Source organism: Bradyrhizobium sp. MI1.4 (assembly GCF_055811315.1).
Genome location: NZ_JBVVPP010000008.1, coordinates 26,020 through 45,159 on the forward strand (window position 1 = coordinate 26,020; position 19,140 = coordinate 45,159).

General features: G+C 64.4%; 16 protein-coding genes. 9 read left to right on the forward strand and 7 right to left on the reverse strand.

The annotated features are described in order from the left end of the window. Positions 1–186 precede the first annotated feature (186 nt). Positions 187–1,038 (reverse strand): HpcH/HpaI aldolase/citrate lyase family protein, encoded by an 852-nt coding sequence (locus tag AC0L23_RS11775; protein WP_162496395.1) that lies wholly within the window; start codon positions 1,036–1,038, stop codon positions 187–189. Beyond that, positions 1,038–1,541, reverse strand: coding sequence for a MaoC/PaaZ C-terminal domain-containing protein (locus AC0L23_RS11780; protein ID WP_018454038.1), 504 nt, complete (start codon positions 1,539–1,541; stop codon positions 1,038–1,040). The genes AC0L23_RS11775 and AC0L23_RS11780 overlap by 1 nt, the downstream gene beginning before the upstream one ends. A gap of 179 nt (positions 1,542–1,720) precedes the next feature. On the opposite strand from AC0L23_RS11780, the gene AC0L23_RS11785 reads away from it, so the two are divergent. Next, positions 1,721–2,887 (forward strand): acyl-CoA dehydrogenase family protein, encoded by a 1,167-nt coding sequence (locus tag AC0L23_RS11785; protein WP_007613843.1) that lies wholly within the window; start codon positions 1,721–1,723, stop codon positions 2,885–2,887. Positions 2,888–2,956: 69 nt separating this feature from the next. Here the strand turns inward: AC0L23_RS11785 and AC0L23_RS11790 are convergent, their stop codons facing one another. The 3 genes from AC0L23_RS11790 to AC0L23_RS11800 form a co-directional block, all read right to left on the reverse strand. Further along, positions 2,957–4,543, reverse strand: coding sequence for an AMP-binding protein (locus AC0L23_RS11790; protein WP_085395705.1), 1,587 nt, complete (start codon positions 4,541–4,543; stop codon positions 2,957–2,959). A gap of 34 nt (positions 4,544–4,577) precedes the next feature. Next, positions 4,578–5,213, reverse strand: a complete 636-nt coding sequence (gene upp, locus AC0L23_RS11795) for a uracil phosphoribosyltransferase (RefSeq protein ID WP_085395704.1) — start codon at positions 5,211–5,213, stop codon at positions 4,578–4,580. A 214-nt stretch (positions 5,214–5,427) separates the two neighbouring features. Continuing rightward, the gene (locus AC0L23_RS11800; RefSeq protein WP_162496394.1) at positions 5,428–5,898 is read right to left on the reverse strand and encodes a hypothetical protein; all 471 of its coding nucleotides are present in this window, start codon (positions 5,896–5,898) and stop codon (positions 5,428–5,430) included. 486 nt (positions 5,899–6,384) lie between these two features. Between AC0L23_RS11800 and AC0L23_RS11805 the strand changes: the two genes are divergently transcribed. The 6 genes from AC0L23_RS11805 to AC0L23_RS11830 all read left to right on the forward strand — a co-directional run bounded on the left by AC0L23_RS11805 (position 6,385) and on the right by AC0L23_RS11830 (position 14,533). Further along, positions 6,385–6,474: a K(+)-transporting ATPase subunit F gene (locus tag AC0L23_RS11805; protein ID WP_018454042.1), complete on the forward strand. Its 90-nt coding sequence runs from the start codon at positions 6,385–6,387 to the stop codon at positions 6,472–6,474. A 31-nt stretch (positions 6,475–6,505) separates the two neighbouring features. After that, a complete protein-coding gene (gene kdpA / locus AC0L23_RS11810; protein WP_085395702.1) occupies positions 6,506–8,209 on the forward strand; it encodes a potassium-transporting ATPase subunit KdpA in 1,704 nt (567 codons plus the stop codon). 49 nt (positions 8,210–8,258) lie between these two features. Then, the gene (gene kdpB, locus AC0L23_RS11815) at positions 8,259–10,373 is read left to right on the forward strand and encodes a potassium-transporting ATPase subunit KdpB (RefSeq protein WP_085395701.1); all 2,115 of its coding nucleotides are present in this window, start codon (positions 8,259–8,261) and stop codon (positions 10,371–10,373) included. Between the two features lie 110 nt (positions 10,374–10,483). Next, positions 10,484–11,086 (forward strand): K(+)-transporting ATPase subunit C, encoded by a 603-nt coding sequence (locus AC0L23_RS11820; protein WP_018454045.1) that lies wholly within the window; start codon positions 10,484–10,486, stop codon positions 11,084–11,086. A gap of 37 nt (positions 11,087–11,123) precedes the next feature. Beyond that, complete coding sequence (locus AC0L23_RS11825) at positions 11,124–13,847, forward strand: sensor histidine kinase (protein WP_085361509.1); 2,724 nt, start codon at positions 11,124–11,126, stop codon at positions 13,845–13,847. Continuing rightward, positions 13,844–14,533: a response regulator transcription factor gene (locus AC0L23_RS11830; RefSeq protein ID WP_085395700.1), complete on the forward strand. Its 690-nt coding sequence runs from the start codon at positions 13,844–13,846 to the stop codon at positions 14,531–14,533. Before AC0L23_RS11825 ends, AC0L23_RS11830 begins: the two co-directional genes overlap by 4 nt. A 144-nt stretch (positions 14,534–14,677) precedes the next feature. On the opposite strand, the gene ku is transcribed toward AC0L23_RS11830, so the two are convergent. After that, on the reverse strand, positions 14,678–15,562 hold the full coding sequence (gene ku / locus AC0L23_RS11835) for a non-homologous end joining protein Ku (RefSeq protein WP_018454048.1): 885 nt from the start codon (positions 15,560–15,562) through the stop codon (positions 14,678–14,680). Positions 15,563–15,678: 116 nt separating this feature from the next. On the opposite strand from ku, the gene ligD reads away from it, so the two are divergent. Next, entirely contained in the window at positions 15,679–18,366 is a 2,688-nt protein-coding gene (ligD, locus tag AC0L23_RS11840) for a DNA ligase D (RefSeq protein ID WP_018454049.1), read from the forward strand. Positions 18,367–18,469: 103 nt separating this feature from the next. Here ligD and AC0L23_RS11845 read toward each other — a convergent pair whose 3' ends face one another. Beyond that, positions 18,470–18,634, reverse strand: a complete 165-nt coding sequence (locus tag AC0L23_RS11845) for a DUF3309 family protein (protein ID WP_007595743.1) — start codon at positions 18,632–18,634, stop codon at positions 18,470–18,472. Between the two features lie 186 nt (positions 18,635–18,820). Between AC0L23_RS11845 and AC0L23_RS11850 the strand changes: the two genes are divergently transcribed. Further along, positions 18,821–19,138, forward strand: a complete 318-nt coding sequence (locus tag AC0L23_RS11850; protein ID WP_085351913.1) for a polyhydroxyalkanoic acid system family protein — start codon at positions 18,821–18,823, stop codon at positions 19,136–19,138. The last annotated feature ends 2 nt before the right edge of the window (positions 19,139–19,140 follow it).

The following is a 19,140-nucleotide window of genomic DNA, read 5'->3' on the forward strand; positions in this document are numbered from 1 at the left end:
CGCTCCCCTCTCCCCGCCTGCGGAAAGTGAGGGGCCGGACGTTTCGCTTCGTCATGCCCGGGCTTGTCCCGGGCATCCACGTTTTGGGTGCCGGTTGCGTGGAAGCCCTGGATGGCCGGGACAAGCCCGGCCACGACGACGCTGAGAGTGGCTTCGATCCCATCTGTCGCAGCGCGGCGTCCTGATCTAACTCTGGCCGAGGATCTTCTTTGCGGCGCGAAGATGCGGCTTGTCGATCATCTGGCCGTCGAGGCGCAGCGTGCCGGAGTTCGGATTGCTCGCGAACGCCGCGATCACCTTCTCGGCCCAATTGCGCTCGGCTTCGGTCGGCTCGAACGCCGCGTTGACCACGTCGACGTGCTTGGGATGGATCAGCGCTTTCGCCGAAAAACCGTCACGCCGCGCCGCGCGCGTTTCCTGTTCGAGTCCGGTGAGATTGTCGATGTCGGTATAGACGGTGTCGATCGGCGCGACCTCGGCCGCGGCGGCCGCCATCAGGCAGAGATCGCGGGCCAGACGATAAGGGCTGTGGAACACGCCGCCCGCCGCTTTCTCAGTCGCGCCGAGCGAGGCCGAGAGATCTTCCGCGCCCCACATCAGGCCCGCGAGGCGAGGAGAGCAGCCCTTGTAGCTGCCGAGCCCGAAGATCGAAGCTGCGGTTTCGGTCGCGACGCAGACGATGCGTGTTGAGCCAATGGCGATACCAGCCGCAGCTTCCAAAGCTTCCAGCCAGGTCGCGACCTGTCGCACGTCGTCGCCGCCCTGCGATTTCGGCAGCACGATGCCGTCGGGCTGGCCCGGAATCACCGCGGCAAGGTCGGCGAGCGTCATGCCGGTGTCGAGCGCGTTGACGCGGACATAGAGCTGGTGGGGCTTGTTGCGGCCCTTCAGCATCGTCAGCGTCAACCCGCGCGCCTCCGGCTTCTTGTCGGTGACGACGGAATCTTCGAGATCGATGATCAGCGCGTCGGCGTTGCCTTCGCTGGCCTTCTCGAATTTGCGCGGGGAGTCGCCCGGCACGAACAGCATCGAACGCATCAGACCGGCCTCTTGTGCATCATCGCCATGCGGCGGCATTTGCCGACGATCTCGTCGTTCTGGTTGAGAGCGTGGTGCTCGAACTCGACGATGCCCGCCTTGGGGCGCGATTTGGATTCCCGCAACGAAAGCACCTTTGTCGTCGCCCGCAGCGTATCGCCATGGAAGACCGGTTTCGGAAAAGTGACGTCCGTCATGCCGAGATTGGCAACGGTGGTCCCCATGGTCGTATCATAGACCGTCATGCCGATCATGATGCCGAGGGTGTAAAGGCTGTTGAAAATGCGCTGGCCGAACTCGGTCTGGGCCGAAAAATGTGCGTCGATGTGCAGCGGCTGCGGATTGAGCGTCAGCAGGCTGAACAGGGTGTTGTCCATCTCCGTGACGGTCCGCGTCAGGGGATGCCTGAACTCCTGGCCCACCGAAAACTCCTCGAAATAAAGTCCGGCCATCGCGGTTTCCTCCCTGCGAAATAACGGCGCGCTCGCATCCTCGCGCCGCATGACCCTATGCATGCTACACACAGTTGATAGGGAAATTCACGTATCTGTACCCTGCTTTTCAAGTTAAAGAACGCAAGCGAAGGCACGTTCGGGCGCACCAATCCGCCACGGCCTTCGCGTGGGGAACGCGACGAGGGGGAGATTGCGCGTTCGCTTCTCCCAAGAAGGAGATCAAGAATATGGATTTCGCGCTCACCGCTCAGCAGGAAGCCATTCGCGATGCCGTCGCAAAGGTTTGCGAAGACTTTCCCGACGCCTATTGGCTGAAGAAGGACCACGACGGCGGCTTCCCGCACGACTTTCACAAGGCCATGGCGGACGCCGGCTGGCTCGGCATCTGCGTGCCGGAGGAATATGGCGGCTCCGGCCTCGGCATCACCGAAGCCGCGATCATGATGCGCGCCATCGCGGAATCCGGCGCCGGCATGTCCGGCGCCTCCGCGGTGCACATCAACGTGTTCGGTCTCAATCCCGTGGTCGTGTTCGGCACCGAGGAACAGCGCAAGCGCATGCTGCCGCCGATGGTCGAGGGCCGCGAGAAGGCCTGCTTTGCCGTGACCGAGCCTAACACCGGCCTCAACACCACCCAGCTCAAGACCCGAGCGGTGGCCAAGAACGACCGCTATATCGTCAACGGCCAGAAGGTGTGGATCTCCACCGCGCAGGTCGCGCACAAGATCCTGCTGCTGGCGCGCACCACGCCGCTGGAGGACGTGCGCTCGCCGACGCATGGGCTGAGCCTGTTCTATACGGACTTCGACCGCAACAGGATCAAGGTCCACGAGATCGAGAAGATGGGCCGCAAGGTCGTCGATTCCAACGAGCTGTTCTTCGAGGACTTTGAAATCCCGATGGAGGATCGCATCGGCGAAGAGGGCAAAGGCTTCCAGTACATCCTCGAAGGCATGAACCCCGAGCGCATTCTCATCGCCGCGGAAGCCGTCGGCCTCGGCAAGCTCGCGCTGTCGCGCGCGACCGAATACGCCAAGACCCGCGTGGTGTTCAACCGGCCGATCGGCAAGAACCAGGGCATTCAGCATCCGCTGGCTGTAAACTGGGTCGAGCTCGAGGCGGCCTGGTTGATGGTGATGTCGGCGGCCTGGCAATACGACAAGGGCATGCCTTGCGGTGGCGCCGCCAATGCCGCGAAATACATTGCGGGTGAGGCCGGATATCACGCCTGCGAGCAGGCGGTGATGACCCATGGCGGTTTTGGCTATGCCAAGGAGTTTCACGTCGAGCGTTACTTGCGTGAAGTTCTGATTCCGCGCATCGCGCCGGTCAGCCCGCAGCTTGCGCTGAGCTTCATCGCGGAAAAGGTGCTTGGACTGGCCAAGTCATACTAAGCTCGAACACGTACCATTGCCGGGCGCCGCGATATTCGCGCCCGATCACCGCGACGCGCTACGGCAGAGCTATTCGGCCGCGATCCGGTCCATCGCCATGGCCCGAAGCCGGGCGCGCTGGATCTTGACGCCGTTCGCGCTGTCGGTGACGGGGAAGGCCTCCACGACGTAGATCCGAGCCGGGACCTTGTAGCCGGCGAGCCGCTCGCGCAGGCGCGCGATCAGCGCGTCCTGCCGCGGCGGCTCGTGGTGGGTTTCCCGAGCGGGGATCACGAAGGCAACGCAGCGTGCGTTTCCCTTCAGATCGACCGCGACGACCTGGGCGTCGGCCACGCCAGCGCACGATTTGAGTTCGTCCTCGATCTCGCCGGGCGCAACCAGGAAGCCGCCGAGCCGCATGGCGTCGCCCGCGCGGGTTTCGTAGACGAAGGAGCCGTCGCCGCGCAGCTGGCCGATATCGCCGGTGCGGAAGAAGCCGTCCGCGGTGAAGGCGTCGCGCGTCGCGTCGGGATTGTTGTAGTAGCCGAGAAAGAGTGACGGCGCACGGATCTCGATCTCGCCGGAGACGCCGCGAGGGGCGAGTTCGCCGGTCTCGGTGTCGCGCACCCGGACCTTGGCCTCCGGCGACATCGGCCAGCCGCCGCCCTCGATGCGATCGGCGAAGCCATCACTCGAGCGTGCGATCGAGAACAGCGCCTGCACCTCGCTCGAACCATAGAGGCCGTGCAACGGCATGCCGCGCGCTTCGGCCTCCGCCGCAAGCTCGCGCCAGCCGGGCTGGAACGCGGCAAAGCCGCATGCCTCGACATGCGGAAATGGATGCGGCGCGTCGGTGAGGGCGAGGATGCGGCGGAACATCTCGTCGGAACCAAAGGCGTGCGTGATCCCGCACTTGCGGAGAATCTTCAGCGCCGGCGCGGCCTCGAAGGCGTCGAGCGCATGGACGGCCGCGCCCGCTGCGACGAAGCCGAGCAGGCTCGTCATGCCAAAAGTGCCGCAGAACGGCAGCATCGCCAGCAGCGCATGGCGCTGCGGCGAGAGTTTGAGCGCCTTGGCAACGGCGGCGGCGTGCGTGGCCAATGTTCGCTGTGAATGCGCGACAAGCTTCGGTCCCTTGGTGGTGCCCGACGTCGTGTAGAGCAGCAGAGGCAGATCGACGTCCTCCTCCTCCGGCGTAGCCGGCGGATAAGGCTTGTCGAAGGCGTCGAAGCGTACGCATGGCCATTGGGCGGGAATCTCATCCGCGCCGACCACCGCGAGTTCTCGCAGCGCGGGCACCTCGTCCTTGGCCACGTCGGCGAGAATAGCGGCAAAGTCGATCGAGCGGAACGCGGCTTCGATCACCATCACACGGGCGCCGGACAGCTTCAGGAGATGCGCGACCTCCGCGCTGCGGTAGCGTGTATTGACGGCGGCGACGATTGCCCCACGCCGGGCGGCGGCGAACAGCAGTGCGATCCATTCGATCCGGTTGACCAGCCAGACCGCAACGACGTCACCCTTGCCGATACCCTGCGCGGCAAGCCAGGCGGCGGTCTGCTGGATCTTTTCCGAGAACTCCGCGCGCGAGACCGGCGTGCCGTCGAACACGAAGGCGGGATCGGCGGCGGCCTCGGCCCGGATCAGCGATTGCAGCGAAAATTCGTTGGCGCTCATTTGCAACCGGACTAACCCGATCGCGCGAACCTGTCTACTTGGTGCCGAACATCCGGTCGCCGGCGTCGCCCAACCCCGGCACGATGTAGCCGTGGTCGTTGAGCCGCTCGTCGATCGCGGCGGTCCAGACCGGCACGTCCGGATGCTCGCTCTGGAACTGCGCGATACCTTCAGGCGCGGCCAGAAGGCAGACGAAGCGGATGTCGCGGGCGCCGCGCGCCTTCAGCAGCGAGGCGCCGGCGCAGGCCGAGTTGCCGGTCGCCAGCATCGGATCCATCAGGATCACGGTGCGGTCCGACAGGTCCTGCGGCGCCTTGAAATAATACTCCACGGCCTGCAACGTATCAGGATCGCGGTAGAGCCCGATATGAGCGATGCGCGCCGAGGGCATCAACGCCAGCATGCCGTCGAGGAAGCCGACGCCGGCGCGCAGGATCGGCGCCAGCGTGAGCTTCTTGCCGGCGATCTTGGGCGCCCGCATCGGCGCAATCGGCGTCTCGATCTCGACCAGCTCCAGCGGCAGGTCGCGCGTCACCTCGTAGCCGAGCAGCATCCCGATCTCGTTCAGGATTTCGCGAAAGCTCTTGGTCGAGCGGTCCTTCTCCCGCATCAGGGAGAGCTTGTGCTGGACCAGGGGATGGGCGACCACGTTGACCTTGCTGATGCTCATGAAACCGATCTACACGGTTCCGTGAAACTGCGCCAGATCGGCCGAGTGTTTTTGGTGCGGGAGACGTGCCTTCAGCCGGGCGTCGCGACCGCGCTGCGGAGCCGGTTGCTCGCCCCGTAGGCAGCCATGGTCAATTCGCGGTCGATGGGCGTGACGGTTTATGCTCCGAGCCCGCGCGCCACTAGTGTGATGACGAGTGTCAGGACCGCGCCCACTAGCCGAAATTTTCGCTGCCGACCGGCTCGTAGAGCGGGTCAGGCGCGGGACGAACAGTGGGAACGCTCGGACGCGAAACTTCCAGGGCCAATGCCTCGACCTCTATGAAAGCCGACAGCAGCGCGAGCGCGAGATCGGCGTGGCGCGCCTCGACCGCGGCGTCGAGCCAGTCCGGCAACTCGCGCTCGCGCGAGAGAGCGCAGTGCCATTCACCCTCGTCATAGGCGATGCGGCGGACTTGCCAGAGCGGCAGCTCCAGCTCCATCAGTGCCAGCGCGGCATCGGCCCAGGCTTCTGCTTCGATCAGGCGCGTGACGCGCGCAGTGGGCTCGATCTGTCCGAGCGAAGGGAAGTGCCGACACGCCTTGTCGATGATCTCGAGCATCAACGGTTGCGTCATCACCTGCGCATTGCGCAAGCGGTTGCCAAGTGACGGTGGATCGTAGTGTCGGAGAGCGGCGGTGGTCATGTCAGGCCTCCTGGAGGTGGCGTCGGTCAGTCGGCCGGGCTCTCCAAGATGGCCAAAACGGCATTTGAAAACGAGATGGGGGCGGGGCGGGAGATATAGGGATTTCATAAGTGCGGGATGGGGGCGGTCGCGCGCCATTCTCCGCCTTCGCCGGGACGACGATGTGATGTGCCTCGCGAGCGTTGTCCGACCAGGCCAGCCTCGGCCTTTTATGAGATTCCTATAACTTCGCCACGGCCCTCGTCTCGAAAACCTATGCCTGGGATGGCACTTCAGCACGGCAAAAGTCCCGGTGGGCCGGTGGAAATGCACTGGCATTTCCTTTCACGCGCCGACCGGGTCTCCCGAGAAACGGTTGCGTCCAAATCAATGGCGCAACGAGGAGTATCTCCATGATGGACATTCTGATGCTGGCGCTGGGCTTCGGCTTCTTCGCCCTTGCGATTGGCTACACCTACGCCTGCGAACGGCTTTGAAGGAGCGGCCATGATCTTCGATTATTCGCTCGCCGGCGCCGTTTCGCTCGGCCTCCTGTTCTACCTCACTTACGCGCTGCTGCGGCCCGAGCGGTTCTGACCGTGCTCACGAAGCCTGAAGGGTTGATATCATGACTATGATCGGTTGGCTCCAGATCATTCTCTTTTGCGTCATTACCGTCGCGCTCACAAAACCGCTCGGCTGGTACATGATGCGCGTGTTCAACGGCGAGCGGACCTTCCTGTCTCCGGTGCTGCGTCCGATCGAGGCCGGCATCTACCGGTTCTCCGGCGTCGACGAGAAGCGCGAGCAGCATTGGCTGACCTATACGGTCGCCATGCTGTTGTTCCATGTCGGCGGCTTCCTCATCATCTACGGCGTGATGCGGTTGCAGGCCGTCCTGCCGTTCAATCCGGCCGGCCAAAGCGCTGTCGCCGCGGATCTCTCCTTCAACACCGCGATCTCCTTCATCACCAACACCAACTGGCAGAATTACGGTGGAGAGAGCACGCTGTCCTATCTCGTGCAGATGCTCGGCTTGACGCACCAGAACTTCTTGTCGGCGGCAACCGGCATCGCGCTGGCGGTCGCCCTGATCCGCGGCTTCTCGCGCGCGTCGGCGCGCACCGTCGGAAATTTTTGGGTCGACGTCACCCGCTGCAGCCTCTATGTGCTGTTGCCAATCTGTATTGTCTATACGCTGTTCCTGGTCTGGCAGGGCATCCCGCAGACGCTCGGTGACTATGTCGAGGCCACCACGCTCGAGGGTGCCAAGCAAACCATCGCGGTCGGCCCGGTCGCCTCCCAGGTCGCGATCAAGATGCTCGGCACCAATGGCGGCGGCTTCTTCAACGCCAATGCGGCGCATCCGTTCGAAAATCCAACCGCGCTGTCGAACTTCGTGCAGTTGCTGTCGATCTTCGTTCTGGGTGCGGCGCTGACCAACGTGTTCGGCCGCATGGTCGGCAACCAGCGCCAGGGCTGGGCGATCCTGTCCGTGATGGGTGTGCTGTTCGTCGCCGGTGTCGCCATCACCTATTGGGCGGAGGCCAACGGTACTTCGACCCTGCACGCGCTCGGCCTGACCGGCGGCAACATGGAAGGCAAGGAGGTTCGCTTCGGCATCATCGCGTCCTCCCTGTTCGCCGTGATCACGACGGCCGCCTCCTGTGGCGCGGTCAACGCCATGCATGACAGCTTCACGGCGCTCGGCGGCATGATTCCCCTGATCAATATGCAGCTCGGCGAAATCATCGTCGGCGGCGTCGGCGCCGGCCTTTATGGCATGCTGCTGTTCGTCGTGCTCGCGATCTTCGTGGCAGGCCTGATGGTCGGCCGCACGCCGGAGTATGTCGGCAAGAAGATCGAGGCGCGCGAGGTGAAGATGGCGATGCTCGCGATCCTGGTGCTGCCGCTGATGTATCTGGGATGGACCGCGGTCGGCGTGGTCTATCCGGCGGCGGTCGCCTCGATGGCGAATGCCGGGCCGCATGGCTTCACCGAGGTGCTCTATGCCTTCACCTCGGCGACCGGCAACAACGGCTCGGCATTCGCGGGCCTCACCGGCAACACCTTCTTCTACAATCTCGCGCTCGCAAGCGCGATGTTCGTCGGCCGCTTCTTCATGATCATCCCGGCGATGGCGATCGCGGGTTCGCTGGCCGCCAAGAAATCGATCCCGCCGTCCGCGGGCACCCTCCCGACCACGGGCGGGCTGTTCGTCGGCCTCGTCGTCGGCGTGATCCTGATCATCGGCGGCCTCACCTTCTTCCCGGCCGTCGCCCTCGGCCCCATCGTCGAGCATCTCGCGATGAACGCCGGCCAAGTGTTCTGAACGACTAGTGTTCTGATCGACCGCCTTCTGATTGTTTGGAGTGACCTCCATGGATACCACGAAACTGCAAAAACGCGCGTCCGTCTCGGCGATGCTCGATCCCAAGATCGTCGTGCCTGCGATCCGCGCGTCCTTCATCAAGCTCGATCCGCGCTTGATGATCAAGAATCCGGTGATGTTTGTGGTCGAGATCGTGGCCGCGCTCACCACTGTGATCTTCCTGCGCGATCTCCTCACCGCCGGTGAGAATCTCGGCTTCACCTTCCAGATCATCGTCTGGCTCTGGTTCACGGTGCTGTTTGCCAACTTCGCCGAAGCGGTAGCAGAAGGCCGCGGCAAGGCGCAGGCGGAATCGCTGCGCAAGACCCGCACCGAGAGCCAGGCCAAGCTACTGACCGGCTCTGACCGCACCTTCAAGCTGGTGCCCGGCACCAGCCTCAAGGTCGGCGACATCGTGCTGGTCGAGGCCGGCGATACCATTCCCTCCGATGGCGAGGTGATCGAGGGCGTCGCGTCCGTCAACGAGGCCGCCATCACCGGCGAGTCCGCACCCGTGATCCGCGAATCCGGTGGCGACCGTTCGGCGGTGACCGGCGGCACCCAGGTGCTGTCCGACTGGTTTCGCGTGCGGATCACGGCAGCGCAGGGCTCGACCTTCATCGACCGTATGATCAAGCTGGTCGAGGGCGCCGAGCGGGCGAAGACTCCGAACGAGATCGCGCTCAACATCCTGCTGGCGGGCCTCACCATCATCTTCGTGTTCGCCACCGTCACCATCCCGAGCTACGCGGCCTATGCCGGCGGCTCGATCTCGGTGGTTGTGCTGGTTGCGCTGTTCGTGACGCTGATCCCGACCACGATCGGCGCACTGCTGTCGGCGATCGGCATCGCCGGCATGGACCGTCTGGTCCGCTTCAACGTGCTGGCGATGTCCGGCCGTGCGGTCGAGGCCGCCGGAGACGTCGACACGCTACTGCTCGACAAGACCGGAACGATCACGCTCGGCAACCGCCAGGCGACCTCCTTTCGCCCGGTGCGCGGGGTCACCGAGCAGGAGCTCGCGGACGCGGCCCAGCTCGCCTCGCTCGCCGACGAGACCCCGGAGGGCCGTTCGATCGTGGTGCTGGCCAAGGAAAAATACAGTATCCGTGGCCGCGACATGGCCGAGTTGGGAGCCACCTTCATCCCGTTCACGGCGCTGACCCGCATGAGCGGCGTCGATGCCGGCGGCTCGTCGGTGCGCAAGGGCGCGGTCGATGCGATCCTCAACTATGTCGGTGGCGGTGCGCCGCTGGTGGTCGCCTCCGGCAACACGGCTCGTTCCATCCAGCCCGCCGGGCTCTCGGACATCGGCCGCGAGATCCAGACCATTGCCGACGAGATATCGAAGGCCGGCGGCACGCCGCTGGCGGTCGCCAAGGACGGCAAGCTGCTCGGCGTCATCCAGCTCAAGGACATCGTCAAGGGCGGCATCCGCGAGCGCTTTGCCGAGCTGCGACGCATGGGCATCCGCACCGTCATGATTACCGGCGACAATCCCATGACGGCCGCCGCGATTGCAGCGGAGGCCGGCGTCGACGACTTCCTGGCGCAGGCAACTCCCGAGGACAAGCTCAAGCTGATCCGCGACGAGCAGGCCAAGGGTAAGTTGGTGGCGATGTGCGGCGACGGCACCAACGATGCGCCGGCGCTCGCGCAGGCAGATGTCGGTGTCGCCATGAACACGGGCACCCAGGCGGCTCGCGAGGCCGGCAACATGGTCGACCTCGACTCCAATCCGACCAAGCTGATCGAGGTGGTCGAGATCGGCAAGCAGCTCCTGATGACGCGCGGCGCGCTGACTACATTCTCGATCGCCAACGACGCCGCGAAATATTTCGCGATAATCCCGGCGATGTTCCTGGCGTTCTACCCCCAGCTCAATGTGCTCAACATCATGAATCTGTCGAGCCCGCAGAGCGCCATCCTGTCGGCGATCATCTTCAACGCGCTTGTTATCATCGCGCTGATCCCGCTGGCGCTGAAGGGCGTCGCCTATCGCGCGGTCGGGGCCGGCGCACTGCTCCGGCGCAACCTGCTGATCTACGGCCTCGGCGGAATCGTCATTCCCTTCATCGGCATCAAGGCGATCGACCTCGTGGTGACCGCTTTGCATTTGGCCTAACCCCGTCATTGCGAGCGAAGCGAAGCAATCCAGAATTCTTGCCGCGGCTGAGAGACTGGATTGCTTCGTCGCTTCGCCCCTCGCAATGACGAAAGAAATAGGAGAAACACATGCTCAGAGAAATCCGCCCCGCCATCGTCCTGCTGCTGGTGCTCACCGCCATCACTGGCTTAGCCTATCCGCTCGCGATGACCGCTATTGCCGGCGCGATCTTCCCCGCGCAGGCGCAGGGCAGCCTGATCGAGCGCGACGGCAAGGTGGTCGGCTCCGCCCTGATCGGGCAGGAGTTCAAGGACGACAAATATTTCCACGGCCGTCCCTCGGCGACGGTGGCGCCGAATCCGAACGATTCGACCAAGACGGTACCGGCGCCCTACAACGCCGCGAATTCGGGTGGCTCAAATCTCGGCCCGACCAGCAAGGCGCTGGCCGACCGGCTGCAGGAAGACGTGGACAAGCTCAGGGGCGAGAATCCGAATGCCGCCGTGCCGGTCGACCTCGTGACGACCTCAGCCAGTGGCCTCGATCCGGATATCTCGCCGGAAGCGGCGCAATTCCAGGTGCCGCGCGTCGCGAAGGCGCGAAACGTGCCGGAGGATCAGGTCAAGCAACTGGTGGCTTCCAACACCCAGGGCCGCCTGCTCGGCCTGATCGGCGAGCCCCGGGTCAACGTGCTGACTCTGAATCTCGCGCTCGATCGTGCCACGAAGTAGTCTAGGCTAGGTCCGCGCGGATGATAATATTGATCTGATGGTCCGAGAGCGCCGCGATCCCGAACAACGTCCTTCGCCCGAGGCGCTGCTGGAGGCCGCGCGCCGGGAGGAGGGCGTGAGCGGCAAGCTGAAAATCTTCGTCGGCGCCGCTCCCGGCGTCGGCAAGACCTACGAGATGCTGCAAAGCGCCCACGCCAAGCGCAAGGCCGGCATCGACCTCGTGGTCGGCTTCGTCGAGACCCATGGCCGGGCCGAGACAGAGGCGCTGGTGCGTGGGCTGGAAGTGATCCCGCGCAAGAAGCTCGACTACCGCGGCCAGATTGTCGAAGAAATGGATCTCGACGCCGTGATCGCGCGCCGCCCGAAAATCGCGCTGGTCGACGAGCTCGCCCACACCAATGCTCCCCTTTGTCGCCATCCAAAACGCCATCTCGATGTCGAGGAGCTGCTGTCCCACGGCATCGACGTCTACACCGCCGTCAATATCCAGCACATCGAGAGCCTGAACGACGTTGTCGCGCAGATCACCCATGTGCGGGTGCGCGAGACCGTGCCGGATTCGGTGTTCGACCGCGCAGACGCCATCGAGCTGATCGACCTCACGCCCGACGACCTGATCCAGCGCCTGAAGGAAGGCAAGGTCTATGTCCCCAGGCAGGCCGAGCGGGCGCTGGAGCATTATTTCTCGCCGGGCAACCTGACCGCGCTGCGTGAACTCGCGCTGCGGCGCACGGCCGAACGGGTCGACGAGCAGCTACTCAGCCACATGCAGGCGAACGCGATCGCCGGTCCCTGGGCCGCAGGCGAGCGCATCCTCGTCTGCATCAGCGAAGATCCGCGCGCGGCCAGCCTCGTGCGTTACACCAAGCGGCTGGCCGACCGGCTGCACGCGCCGTTTATCGCGGTGTCGATCGAGACGCGGCGGTCCCTGCAAATGTCCGATGAGGAGCGCGACCGGCTCGCCGATACGCTGCGGCTCGCGGAATCGCTCGGCGGCGAGGCACTGACGATTCCGGGCGTCGGCCGCCGCCTCGCCGACGACGTGGTCAACTTCGCGCAGGGCAACAACGTCACCCAGATCGTGATCGGAAAGTCCACGCGCTCGCTCTGGTTCGAGATGACGCGCGGCTCCGTCGTGCACGATCTGGTGCGCCGCGCCGGTAACATCAGCGTGCATGTCATCCCTGGCGACGAATTCACGAACGAGCCGCCGCCGAAGACGGCGGTACAGACCGCAACGCGATCGGACCCGTTCGATGGGCGGCCCTATCTGAAGGCGGTCGGGATCACCGCGCTTGGCCTCGCTGCCGCCGTGGCGATCAAGCCGTATTTCGGCATTGAGAACGTCGACCTGATGTTTCTGACCGCCGTGGTGACGGTTGCCGTGCGCTACGGATTGTGGCCGTCGTTGCTTGCGAGTGTCGCGGCGTCCCTCGCCTACAATTTCTTCTTCCTGCCGCCGGTCTATACCTTCACCATTACCGATCCGACCAATGTCGCGGCGTTCTTTTTCTTCATGCTGATTGCGTTCGTGGTGTCGAATGTGGCGGGGCGGGTCCGCACCCAGGCTGATGCTGCGATCGGCCGCATCCGGACCACCGAGCAGCTCTATGCTTTCAGCCGCAAGCTCGCCGGCACCGGCACGCTCGACGACGTGCTGTGGGCGACCGCCTACCAGATCGCGCTGATGCTGAAAGTCCGCGTGGTGCTGCTGTTGCCGGACGAAGGGCTGCTCACGGTGAAGTCGGGCTATCCGCCCGAGGACGATCTCGATCAGGCCGACCTTGCGGCCGCCAACTGGGCCTGGAGCAATGACCGGCCTGCAGGCCGCGGCTCGGACACGCTGCCTGGTGCAAAACGGCTATTCCTGCCGATGCGCACCGGGCGCGGCCCGATCGGGGTCATCGGAATCGACAACGACCGCACCGGTCCCTTGCTGACGCCGGACCAGCGCCGGCTGCTCGACGCGCTGGTCGACCAGGGCGCGCTGGCGATCGAACGCGTGCTGCTGGTCGAGGACGTCGATCGCGTCAAGCGCTCCGTCGAATCCGAGCGGCTGCGTTCCGCATTGTTGACCTCGATTTCACACGACCTGAAGACGCCGCTCGCATCCGTGCTGGGTGCGGCCTCGACCATGCGCGATCTCGCCAGCGCGCTCTCCGACACCGAGAATCGCGACCTGCTCGCGACGGTCATCGACGAATCCGAACGGCTCAACCGCTTCATCGCCAATCTGCTCGACATGACCAAGCTCGAATCCGGCGCCATCGTGCCCAACGCTGCGTTGCACGATCTCGGAGAGATCGTCGGCAGCGCGCTCCGGCGGGCAGCCAAGATCCTCACCGCCCACAAGGTGGAGCTGGAGTTGGCCGCAGACCTTCCTATGCTCCAGCTCGATGCGGTGCTGTTCGAGCAGGTGCTGTTCAACCTGCTCGACAACGCCGCCAAATATTCGCAGCCCCACGCGACGGTCTCGATCCGCAGCCGGCGCGACAGCGATCATGTGGTGCTCCAGATTGCCGACGAGGGCGACGGCATTCCGTCTGAGGAGCTCGAGAGGGTGTTCGACAAGTTTTATCGCGTGCAGAAGGGCGACCATGTCCGTCCCGGCACCGGGCTCGGGCTCGCCATCTCCCGCGGCTTCGTCGAGGCGATGCGTGGCACGATCTCGGCGGCGAATCGCAGCGACCGGAGCGGCGCGGTTCTGACCATCCGTCTGCCCATTCCCGCCCGGACCCGTGCATTGGATACCGCCGCATGAGCGCCGCCCCGATCAAAGTGCTGGTCATCGACGACGAGCCGCCGATCCGCAAATTGCTGCGGATGGGGCTCTCGACGCAAGGCTATGAGATCCTGGAGGCGTCGAACGGCAAGACCGCGCTGGAGAAGCTCAGCGAGGATCCCGCGCTGATCATCCTCGATCTCGGCCTGCCCGACATCCAGGGCCATGAGCTGTTGCGTACCATCCGCGCCCGCAACGAAGCTGTGCCGATCGTGGTGCTGTCGAGCCGTGGCGACGAAGCCGGCAAGGTGGAGGCGCTCGATCTCGGGGCCGACGATTACCTGACGAAGCCGTTCGGCATGGACGAGCTGCTGGCGCGCCTGCGCGCCGCGCTGCGCCACCAGCTTCAGATCCAGGGCGAACGGCCGGTGTTTCGTGCCGGCGATCTCTCGGTCGATCTGGTGCGCCGGGTCGTCAGGGTCGGCGAGCGCGACGTCAAACTGTCGCCGAAGGAATATGACCTCCTGCGTGTGCTGGTGCAGCACGCCGGCAAGGTGCTCACCCACCGCTTCCTGCTGAGGGAGTTATGGGACGAGCTGACCGACGCGCAATATCTCCGCGTCTATGTCCGCCAGCTCCGGCAAAAGATCGAAGCGGATCCGGAACGGCCGCAACATGTGCTGACGGAGACGGGGATCGGCTATCGGCTGAAGGCGGGGGATTGACGCTGCATCCCTCATCCTGAGGAGCGCGGAACGCGCGTCTCGAAGGATGAAGGTCCCGACTGTTGCAGCGAGGCCTGCATGGTTCGAGACGGCGCTTCGCGCCTCCTCACCATGAGGGAAGAGAGTGAGGTGCGCGGTGGAGAGCTAACCCGCCTTCCTCTGCCGCGCTGTCGACCGATGCGTCTTCTTCGCGGCGCCCGTTCGCCCCGACGCCCGGCGCGCATGGGACTTCGCCGCCGTCTTCTTCCCGCCGCGTCCCTTCAAGCTCTGCTTCAGCGCATCCATCAGGCTGACCACATTGCTCGGCTTCTCCTCGGGCTCCGGCAGTTCGATTGTCTTGCCGCTGGCCTTGCGCTTCACCAGGGCCTTCAGCGCGGTCTCGTAGTCGTCCTTGAACTTGCTGGGATCGAAATGGGAGGTCTTGGTCTGGAGGATATGGCCGGCGAGCTCAACCATGTCCTTGGTGATCTTCGGGCTCTTGATGTCGTCGAAGAACTGGTCCTCGTCGCGCAGTTCGTAGGGGAAGCGCAGCGTGGTGCCGAGCAGGCCCTTGCCGAGCGGCTCGATCGCGATGATGTGCTCGCGATTGGTGAGCACGATCTTGGCGAGCGCGACGCGATCCTGGTCCTTCATGGCGTCGCGGATCACGGCAAAAGCATCGACCGCGGCCTTGCCGTCGGGCGCGATGTAGTAGGGGTGGTTGAGATAGCGCTGATCGATCTCGTCGCTCGGCACAAAGCTCTCGATGTCGATGGTGTGGTTGCTCTCGATCTGGACCGCTTCGAGCTCCTCCGGCTCGATCTCGACATATTTGCCCTTGCGCAGCTCGTAGCCGCGCCCCTTCTGGTCGCTCTCGACGACGTCGCCGGTCTCGGCGTCGATCATCTGCTGCTTCAACCGGTTGCCGGTCTCCCGGTTGATCATGTGAAACCGCGTCTTCTCGGCCGCGGTGGTCGCCGGATAAAGCACAACGGGGCAACTGACCAGCGAGAGCTTCAACGTTCCCTTCCAATAGGCGCGCGGTGCCATTCCGTTCTCCAGCGTCTGCGAGTCATTTTGGAACCCCAACCGTCCCGCGGGGTTTTGGTTCCGGGTGGGATGCGGGCCGTGATAGGCTTCACGCCAAAGAGAATCCGGGACCAGTCGTGCTGCAAAAGCTCTCCAAGTATCGACAGAAACGTGATTTCGAGAAGACGCCCGAGCCATCGGGCAAGACCGCGGTGGCGCCGTCGAAGCAGCGCCGCTTCGTGATTCAGAAGCATGACGCTTCGCGGCTGCACTACGATCTGCGGCTCGAGTTCGATGGCGTCTTCAAGTCCTGGGCGGTGACAAAAGGGCCCTCGCTCGATCCGCACGACAAGCGGCTGGCCGTCGAGGTCGAGGACCATCCGCTCGACTATGGCGACTTCGAAGGCACGATTCCGGAAGGCCAGTACGGCGGCGGCACGGTCATGCTGTGGGATCGCGGCACCTGGGAATCCGATGATCCCGAACGCGGTTTCAAGAAGGGCGATCTGAAGTTCACGCTGCACGGCGAGAAGCTGCACGGCAGCTGGGTCCTGGTGCGCATGCGCAACGACCGCACCGGCGGCAAACGGACCAATTGGCTCCTGATCAAGCATCGCGACGAATATGTTCGCGAGGGCGCAGACAACGACATTCTCGAGGAGGACAAATCGGTCGCCTCCGGCCGCGCGATGGATCAGATCGCCGAAGGCAAGGGCCGTGCGCCAAAACCGTTCATGCTGGCGAAGGGCACCAAGGCCAAGGCCGACGCGGTCTGGCAGTCCAACCGGGCGGACGAGGCGAAAGAGCGCACGGTCAAGCCGGCGCCCCGCGCGGCGTTGAAAACCGGCAAAACAGTCAAGAAGAAAGCGACGACCGCGACGACCGCGAACAAGGCGGCGGAGATGCCGGATTTCGTGGCGCCGCAGCTCTGTACGTCGGTCGAGCGCCCGCCGGGCGGCGACGGCTGGTGCCACGAGATCAAGTTCGACGGCTACCGCGTGCAGCTGCGGGTCGAGGGCGGCAAGGCGACGTTGAAGACGCGCAAAGGCCTCGACTGGACCGAAAAATTCGCAACTATCGCGAAGGAGGCGGGCGCGCTGCCGGATATGATGGTCGACGGCGAGATCGTCGCGCTCGACCACAATGGAGCACCCAATTTTTCGTCGCTCCAGGCGGCGCTGTCGGACGGCAAGACCGAGGAGCTCATCTTCTTTGCGTTCGACCTGCTGTTTGCGGAAGGCCTCGATTATCGCCGGCTGCCGCTCGGCGAGCGCAAGGCGCGGTTGAAGGAGCTGCTGGAAGCGCGTAAGCGCAAATCGAGCCAGATTCGCTATGTCGAGCATTTCGAAAGCGGCGGCGACGCCGTGCTGCAATCCGCCTGCAAGCTCGAGCTCGAGGGCGTGGTGTCGAAGAAGCTGGACGCGCCCTATCGTTCGGGGCGGACAGAAAGCTGGACCAAAGCAAAATGCCGCGCCGGCCATGAGGTCGTGATCGGCGGTTACAAGACCACCAATGGCAAATTCCGTTCGCTGATGGCCGGCGTGCACCGCGGTGATCATCTCGCCTTCGTCGGCATGGTCGGCACCGGCTTCGGCGCGGACAAGGTCAAGCGCATCATGCCGTCCTTGAAGGCTATGGAGGCGAAGCAAAGCCCCTTCGGCGGCAAGAACGCACCGAAAAAGACGCGCGAGGTGCACTGGCTGAAGCCGGAGCTCGTGGCGGAGATCGAGTTCGCCGGCTTCACTGCCGACGGCAATATCCGCCAGGCCGCCTTCAAGGGTCTGCGGCAGGACAAGCCGGCGGAGGAGGTCGAGGCCGAGACACCGGTCGATACCGAGCTTGCCGAGCCCTCGACGAAGCAGCGCGCGAAGCCGCGCGCGCAAGCGAAGACCGGTGCACGAACAGCGCAAGCCGGCACTGCCGAAGTGATGGGTGTCGTGCTCTCGAAGCCGGACAAGGCGCTGTGGCCGGACGACGGCAATGGCGATCCCGTTACCAAGCTGGATCTCGCGCGCTACCTCGAAGCCGTCGGCGAATGGATGATCGTGCATCTCAAGGGCCGGCCGTGCTCGCTGATCCGCGCCCCTGACGGCATCAAGGGCGAATGCTTCTTCCAGCGCCACGCCATGCAGGGCACCTCGAACCTTCTGGAGCTCGCGCGGGTCTCCGGCGACCGCAAGCCCTATTTGCAGATCGACCGCATCGAAGGGCTCGCGGCCGTGGCGCAGATCGGCGGCGTCGAGCTGCATCCCTGGAATTGCGCGCCCTACGCCTACGATACCCCGGGCCGGCTGGTGTTCGATCTCGATCCCGCGCCCGACGTCGTCTTCGCCGAGGTCGTTGAGGCCGCCAAGGAGATGCGGCAGCGGCTGACCGACATCGGCATGGAAAGCTTCTGCAAGACCACCGGCGGCAAAGGTCTGCACGTCGTGGTCCCGCTGCGTCACGGCGCGCGCGACCAGGTGAGCTGGAAGGAGGCCAAGGCCTTCGCGCAAGGCGTCTGCCAGTGGATGGCGGACGACGCTCCCGAGCGCTATCTGCTCAACATGTCGAAGAAGCTGCGCAACGGAAAGATCTTCCTAGACTATCTGCGCAACGATCGGATGTCGACGGCGGTGGCGCCGCTGTCGCCGCGTGCGCGAGATGGTGCGACTGTGTCGATGCCGGTCACGTGGGCGCAGGTGAAGAGCGACCTCGATCCGAAGCGGTACACGGTGCGGACGGTGCCCGGCTTGCTGGCGCGATCGAAGGCGTGGGATGGTTATGACGATGCAGCCGCGTCGATCAAGGCGGCGATCAAGAAGCTCGCCGGGAAAACGAAGTAGGGTGGGTAAAGTGAAGCGTGCCCACCATCTTCTCTCAGCCGAGCAAAAAGGTGGGCACGGCGCATTGCGCCTTTGCCCACCCTACTAGATCTTCGTTTGGTGGCTAGATCCGTCCCAGCAGGAGCAGGATCAGCAGGATCACGATGACGAGCCCGAGACCGCCGCCGCCGTAATAGCCGGTGCCGTAGAACGGGCCGCCGCCGATGCCGCTGAAGCCGCCGAGCAGCGCGATGACCAAAATGATCAGAATGATCGTACCGATAGACATGCGGAAATCTCCTCCAGCCCTTCGTTAGAAGGGTCGTTTGCAACCTGTCCCGTGGTGCGAGGGCAACTTGCCGCAGGTTCTAAAGTTCCGCCAATGAAACACCGGGTGCACGCGCAACTTGCATGGAACCTTTGTGGTACCGCCGGGCATGACTATGTGAGGTTCAATCACTAACCGGGCAGAGCCATGTCAGCACCGCTTGTCGTCTCCATTCCCCACCGCTTGGGCCGCGAGGAGGCGGTGCGCCGGCTCAAGACTGGGCTAGGCCGCGCTGCGGCGAGCATTCCCGTGATGCAGGTCGAGGAGGAGAGCTGGAGCGGCGACAGCATGAATTTCCGCATCCGCGCGCTCGGGCAGATCGCGACGGGGCAGGTCGACGTCGCCGACGACCATGTCAAGGTGCAGGTGGTGCTGCCCTGGCTATTGCAGCGCTTTGCGGAGATGGCGCAGGCCACGATTCGCAAGCGCGGCCAGCTGCTGTTGGGCAAGGACGGGAAAAGCTAGCG

Bases quoted from the DNA above. Each gene is read 5' to 3' on its own strand.
- AC0L23_RS11845 (WP_007595743.1), bottom strand. From the start codon at position 18,634: ATGTCTATCGGTACGATCATTCTGATCATTTTGGTCATCGCGCTGCTC.
- AC0L23_RS11775 (WP_162496395.1), bottom strand. From the start codon at position 1,038: ATGCGTTCGATGCTGTTCGTGCCGGGCGACTCCCCGCGCAAATTCGAG.
- AC0L23_RS11850 (WP_085351913.1), top strand. From the start codon at position 18,821: ATGTCAGCACCGCTTGTCGTCTCCATTCCCCACCGCTTGGGCCGCGAG.
- kdpB (WP_085395701.1), top strand. From the start codon at position 8,259: ATGGATACCACGAAACTGCAAAAACGCGCGTCCGTCTCGGCGATGCTC.
- AC0L23_RS11800 (WP_162496394.1), bottom strand. From the start codon at position 5,898: ATGACCACCGCCGCTCTCCGACACTACGATCCACCGTCACTTGGCAAC.
- kdpA (WP_085395702.1), top strand. From the start codon at position 6,506: ATGACTATGATCGGTTGGCTCCAGATCATTCTCTTTTGCGTCATTACC.
- AC0L23_RS11790 (WP_085395705.1), bottom strand. From the start codon at position 4,543: ATGAGCGCCAACGAATTTTCGCTGCAATCGCTGATCCGGGCCGAGGCC.
- AC0L23_RS11820 (WP_018454045.1), top strand. From the start codon at position 10,484: ATGCTCAGAGAAATCCGCCCCGCCATCGTCCTGCTGCTGGTGCTCACC.
- upp (WP_085395704.1), bottom strand. From the start codon at position 5,213: ATGAGCATCAGCAAGGTCAACGTGGTCGCCCATCCCCTGGTCCAGCAC.
- AC0L23_RS11830 (WP_085395700.1), top strand. From the start codon at position 13,844: ATGAGCGCCGCCCCGATCAAAGTGCTGGTCATCGACGACGAGCCGCCG.
- AC0L23_RS11805 (WP_018454042.1), top strand. From the start codon at position 6,385: ATGATCTTCGATTATTCGCTCGCCGGCGCCGTTTCGCTCGGCCTCCTG.
- AC0L23_RS11825 (WP_085361509.1), top strand. From the start codon at position 11,124: ATGGTCCGAGAGCGCCGCGATCCCGAACAACGTCCTTCGCCCGAGGCG.
- AC0L23_RS11780 (WP_018454038.1), bottom strand. From the start codon at position 1,541: ATGCGGCGCGAGGATGCGAGCGCGCCGTTATTTCGCAGGGAGGAAACC.
- ku (WP_018454048.1), bottom strand. From the start codon at position 15,562: ATGGCACCGCGCGCCTATTGGAAGGGAACGTTGAAGCTCTCGCTGGTC.
- AC0L23_RS11785 (WP_007613843.1), top strand. From the start codon at position 1,721: ATGGATTTCGCGCTCACCGCTCAGCAGGAAGCCATTCGCGATGCCGTC.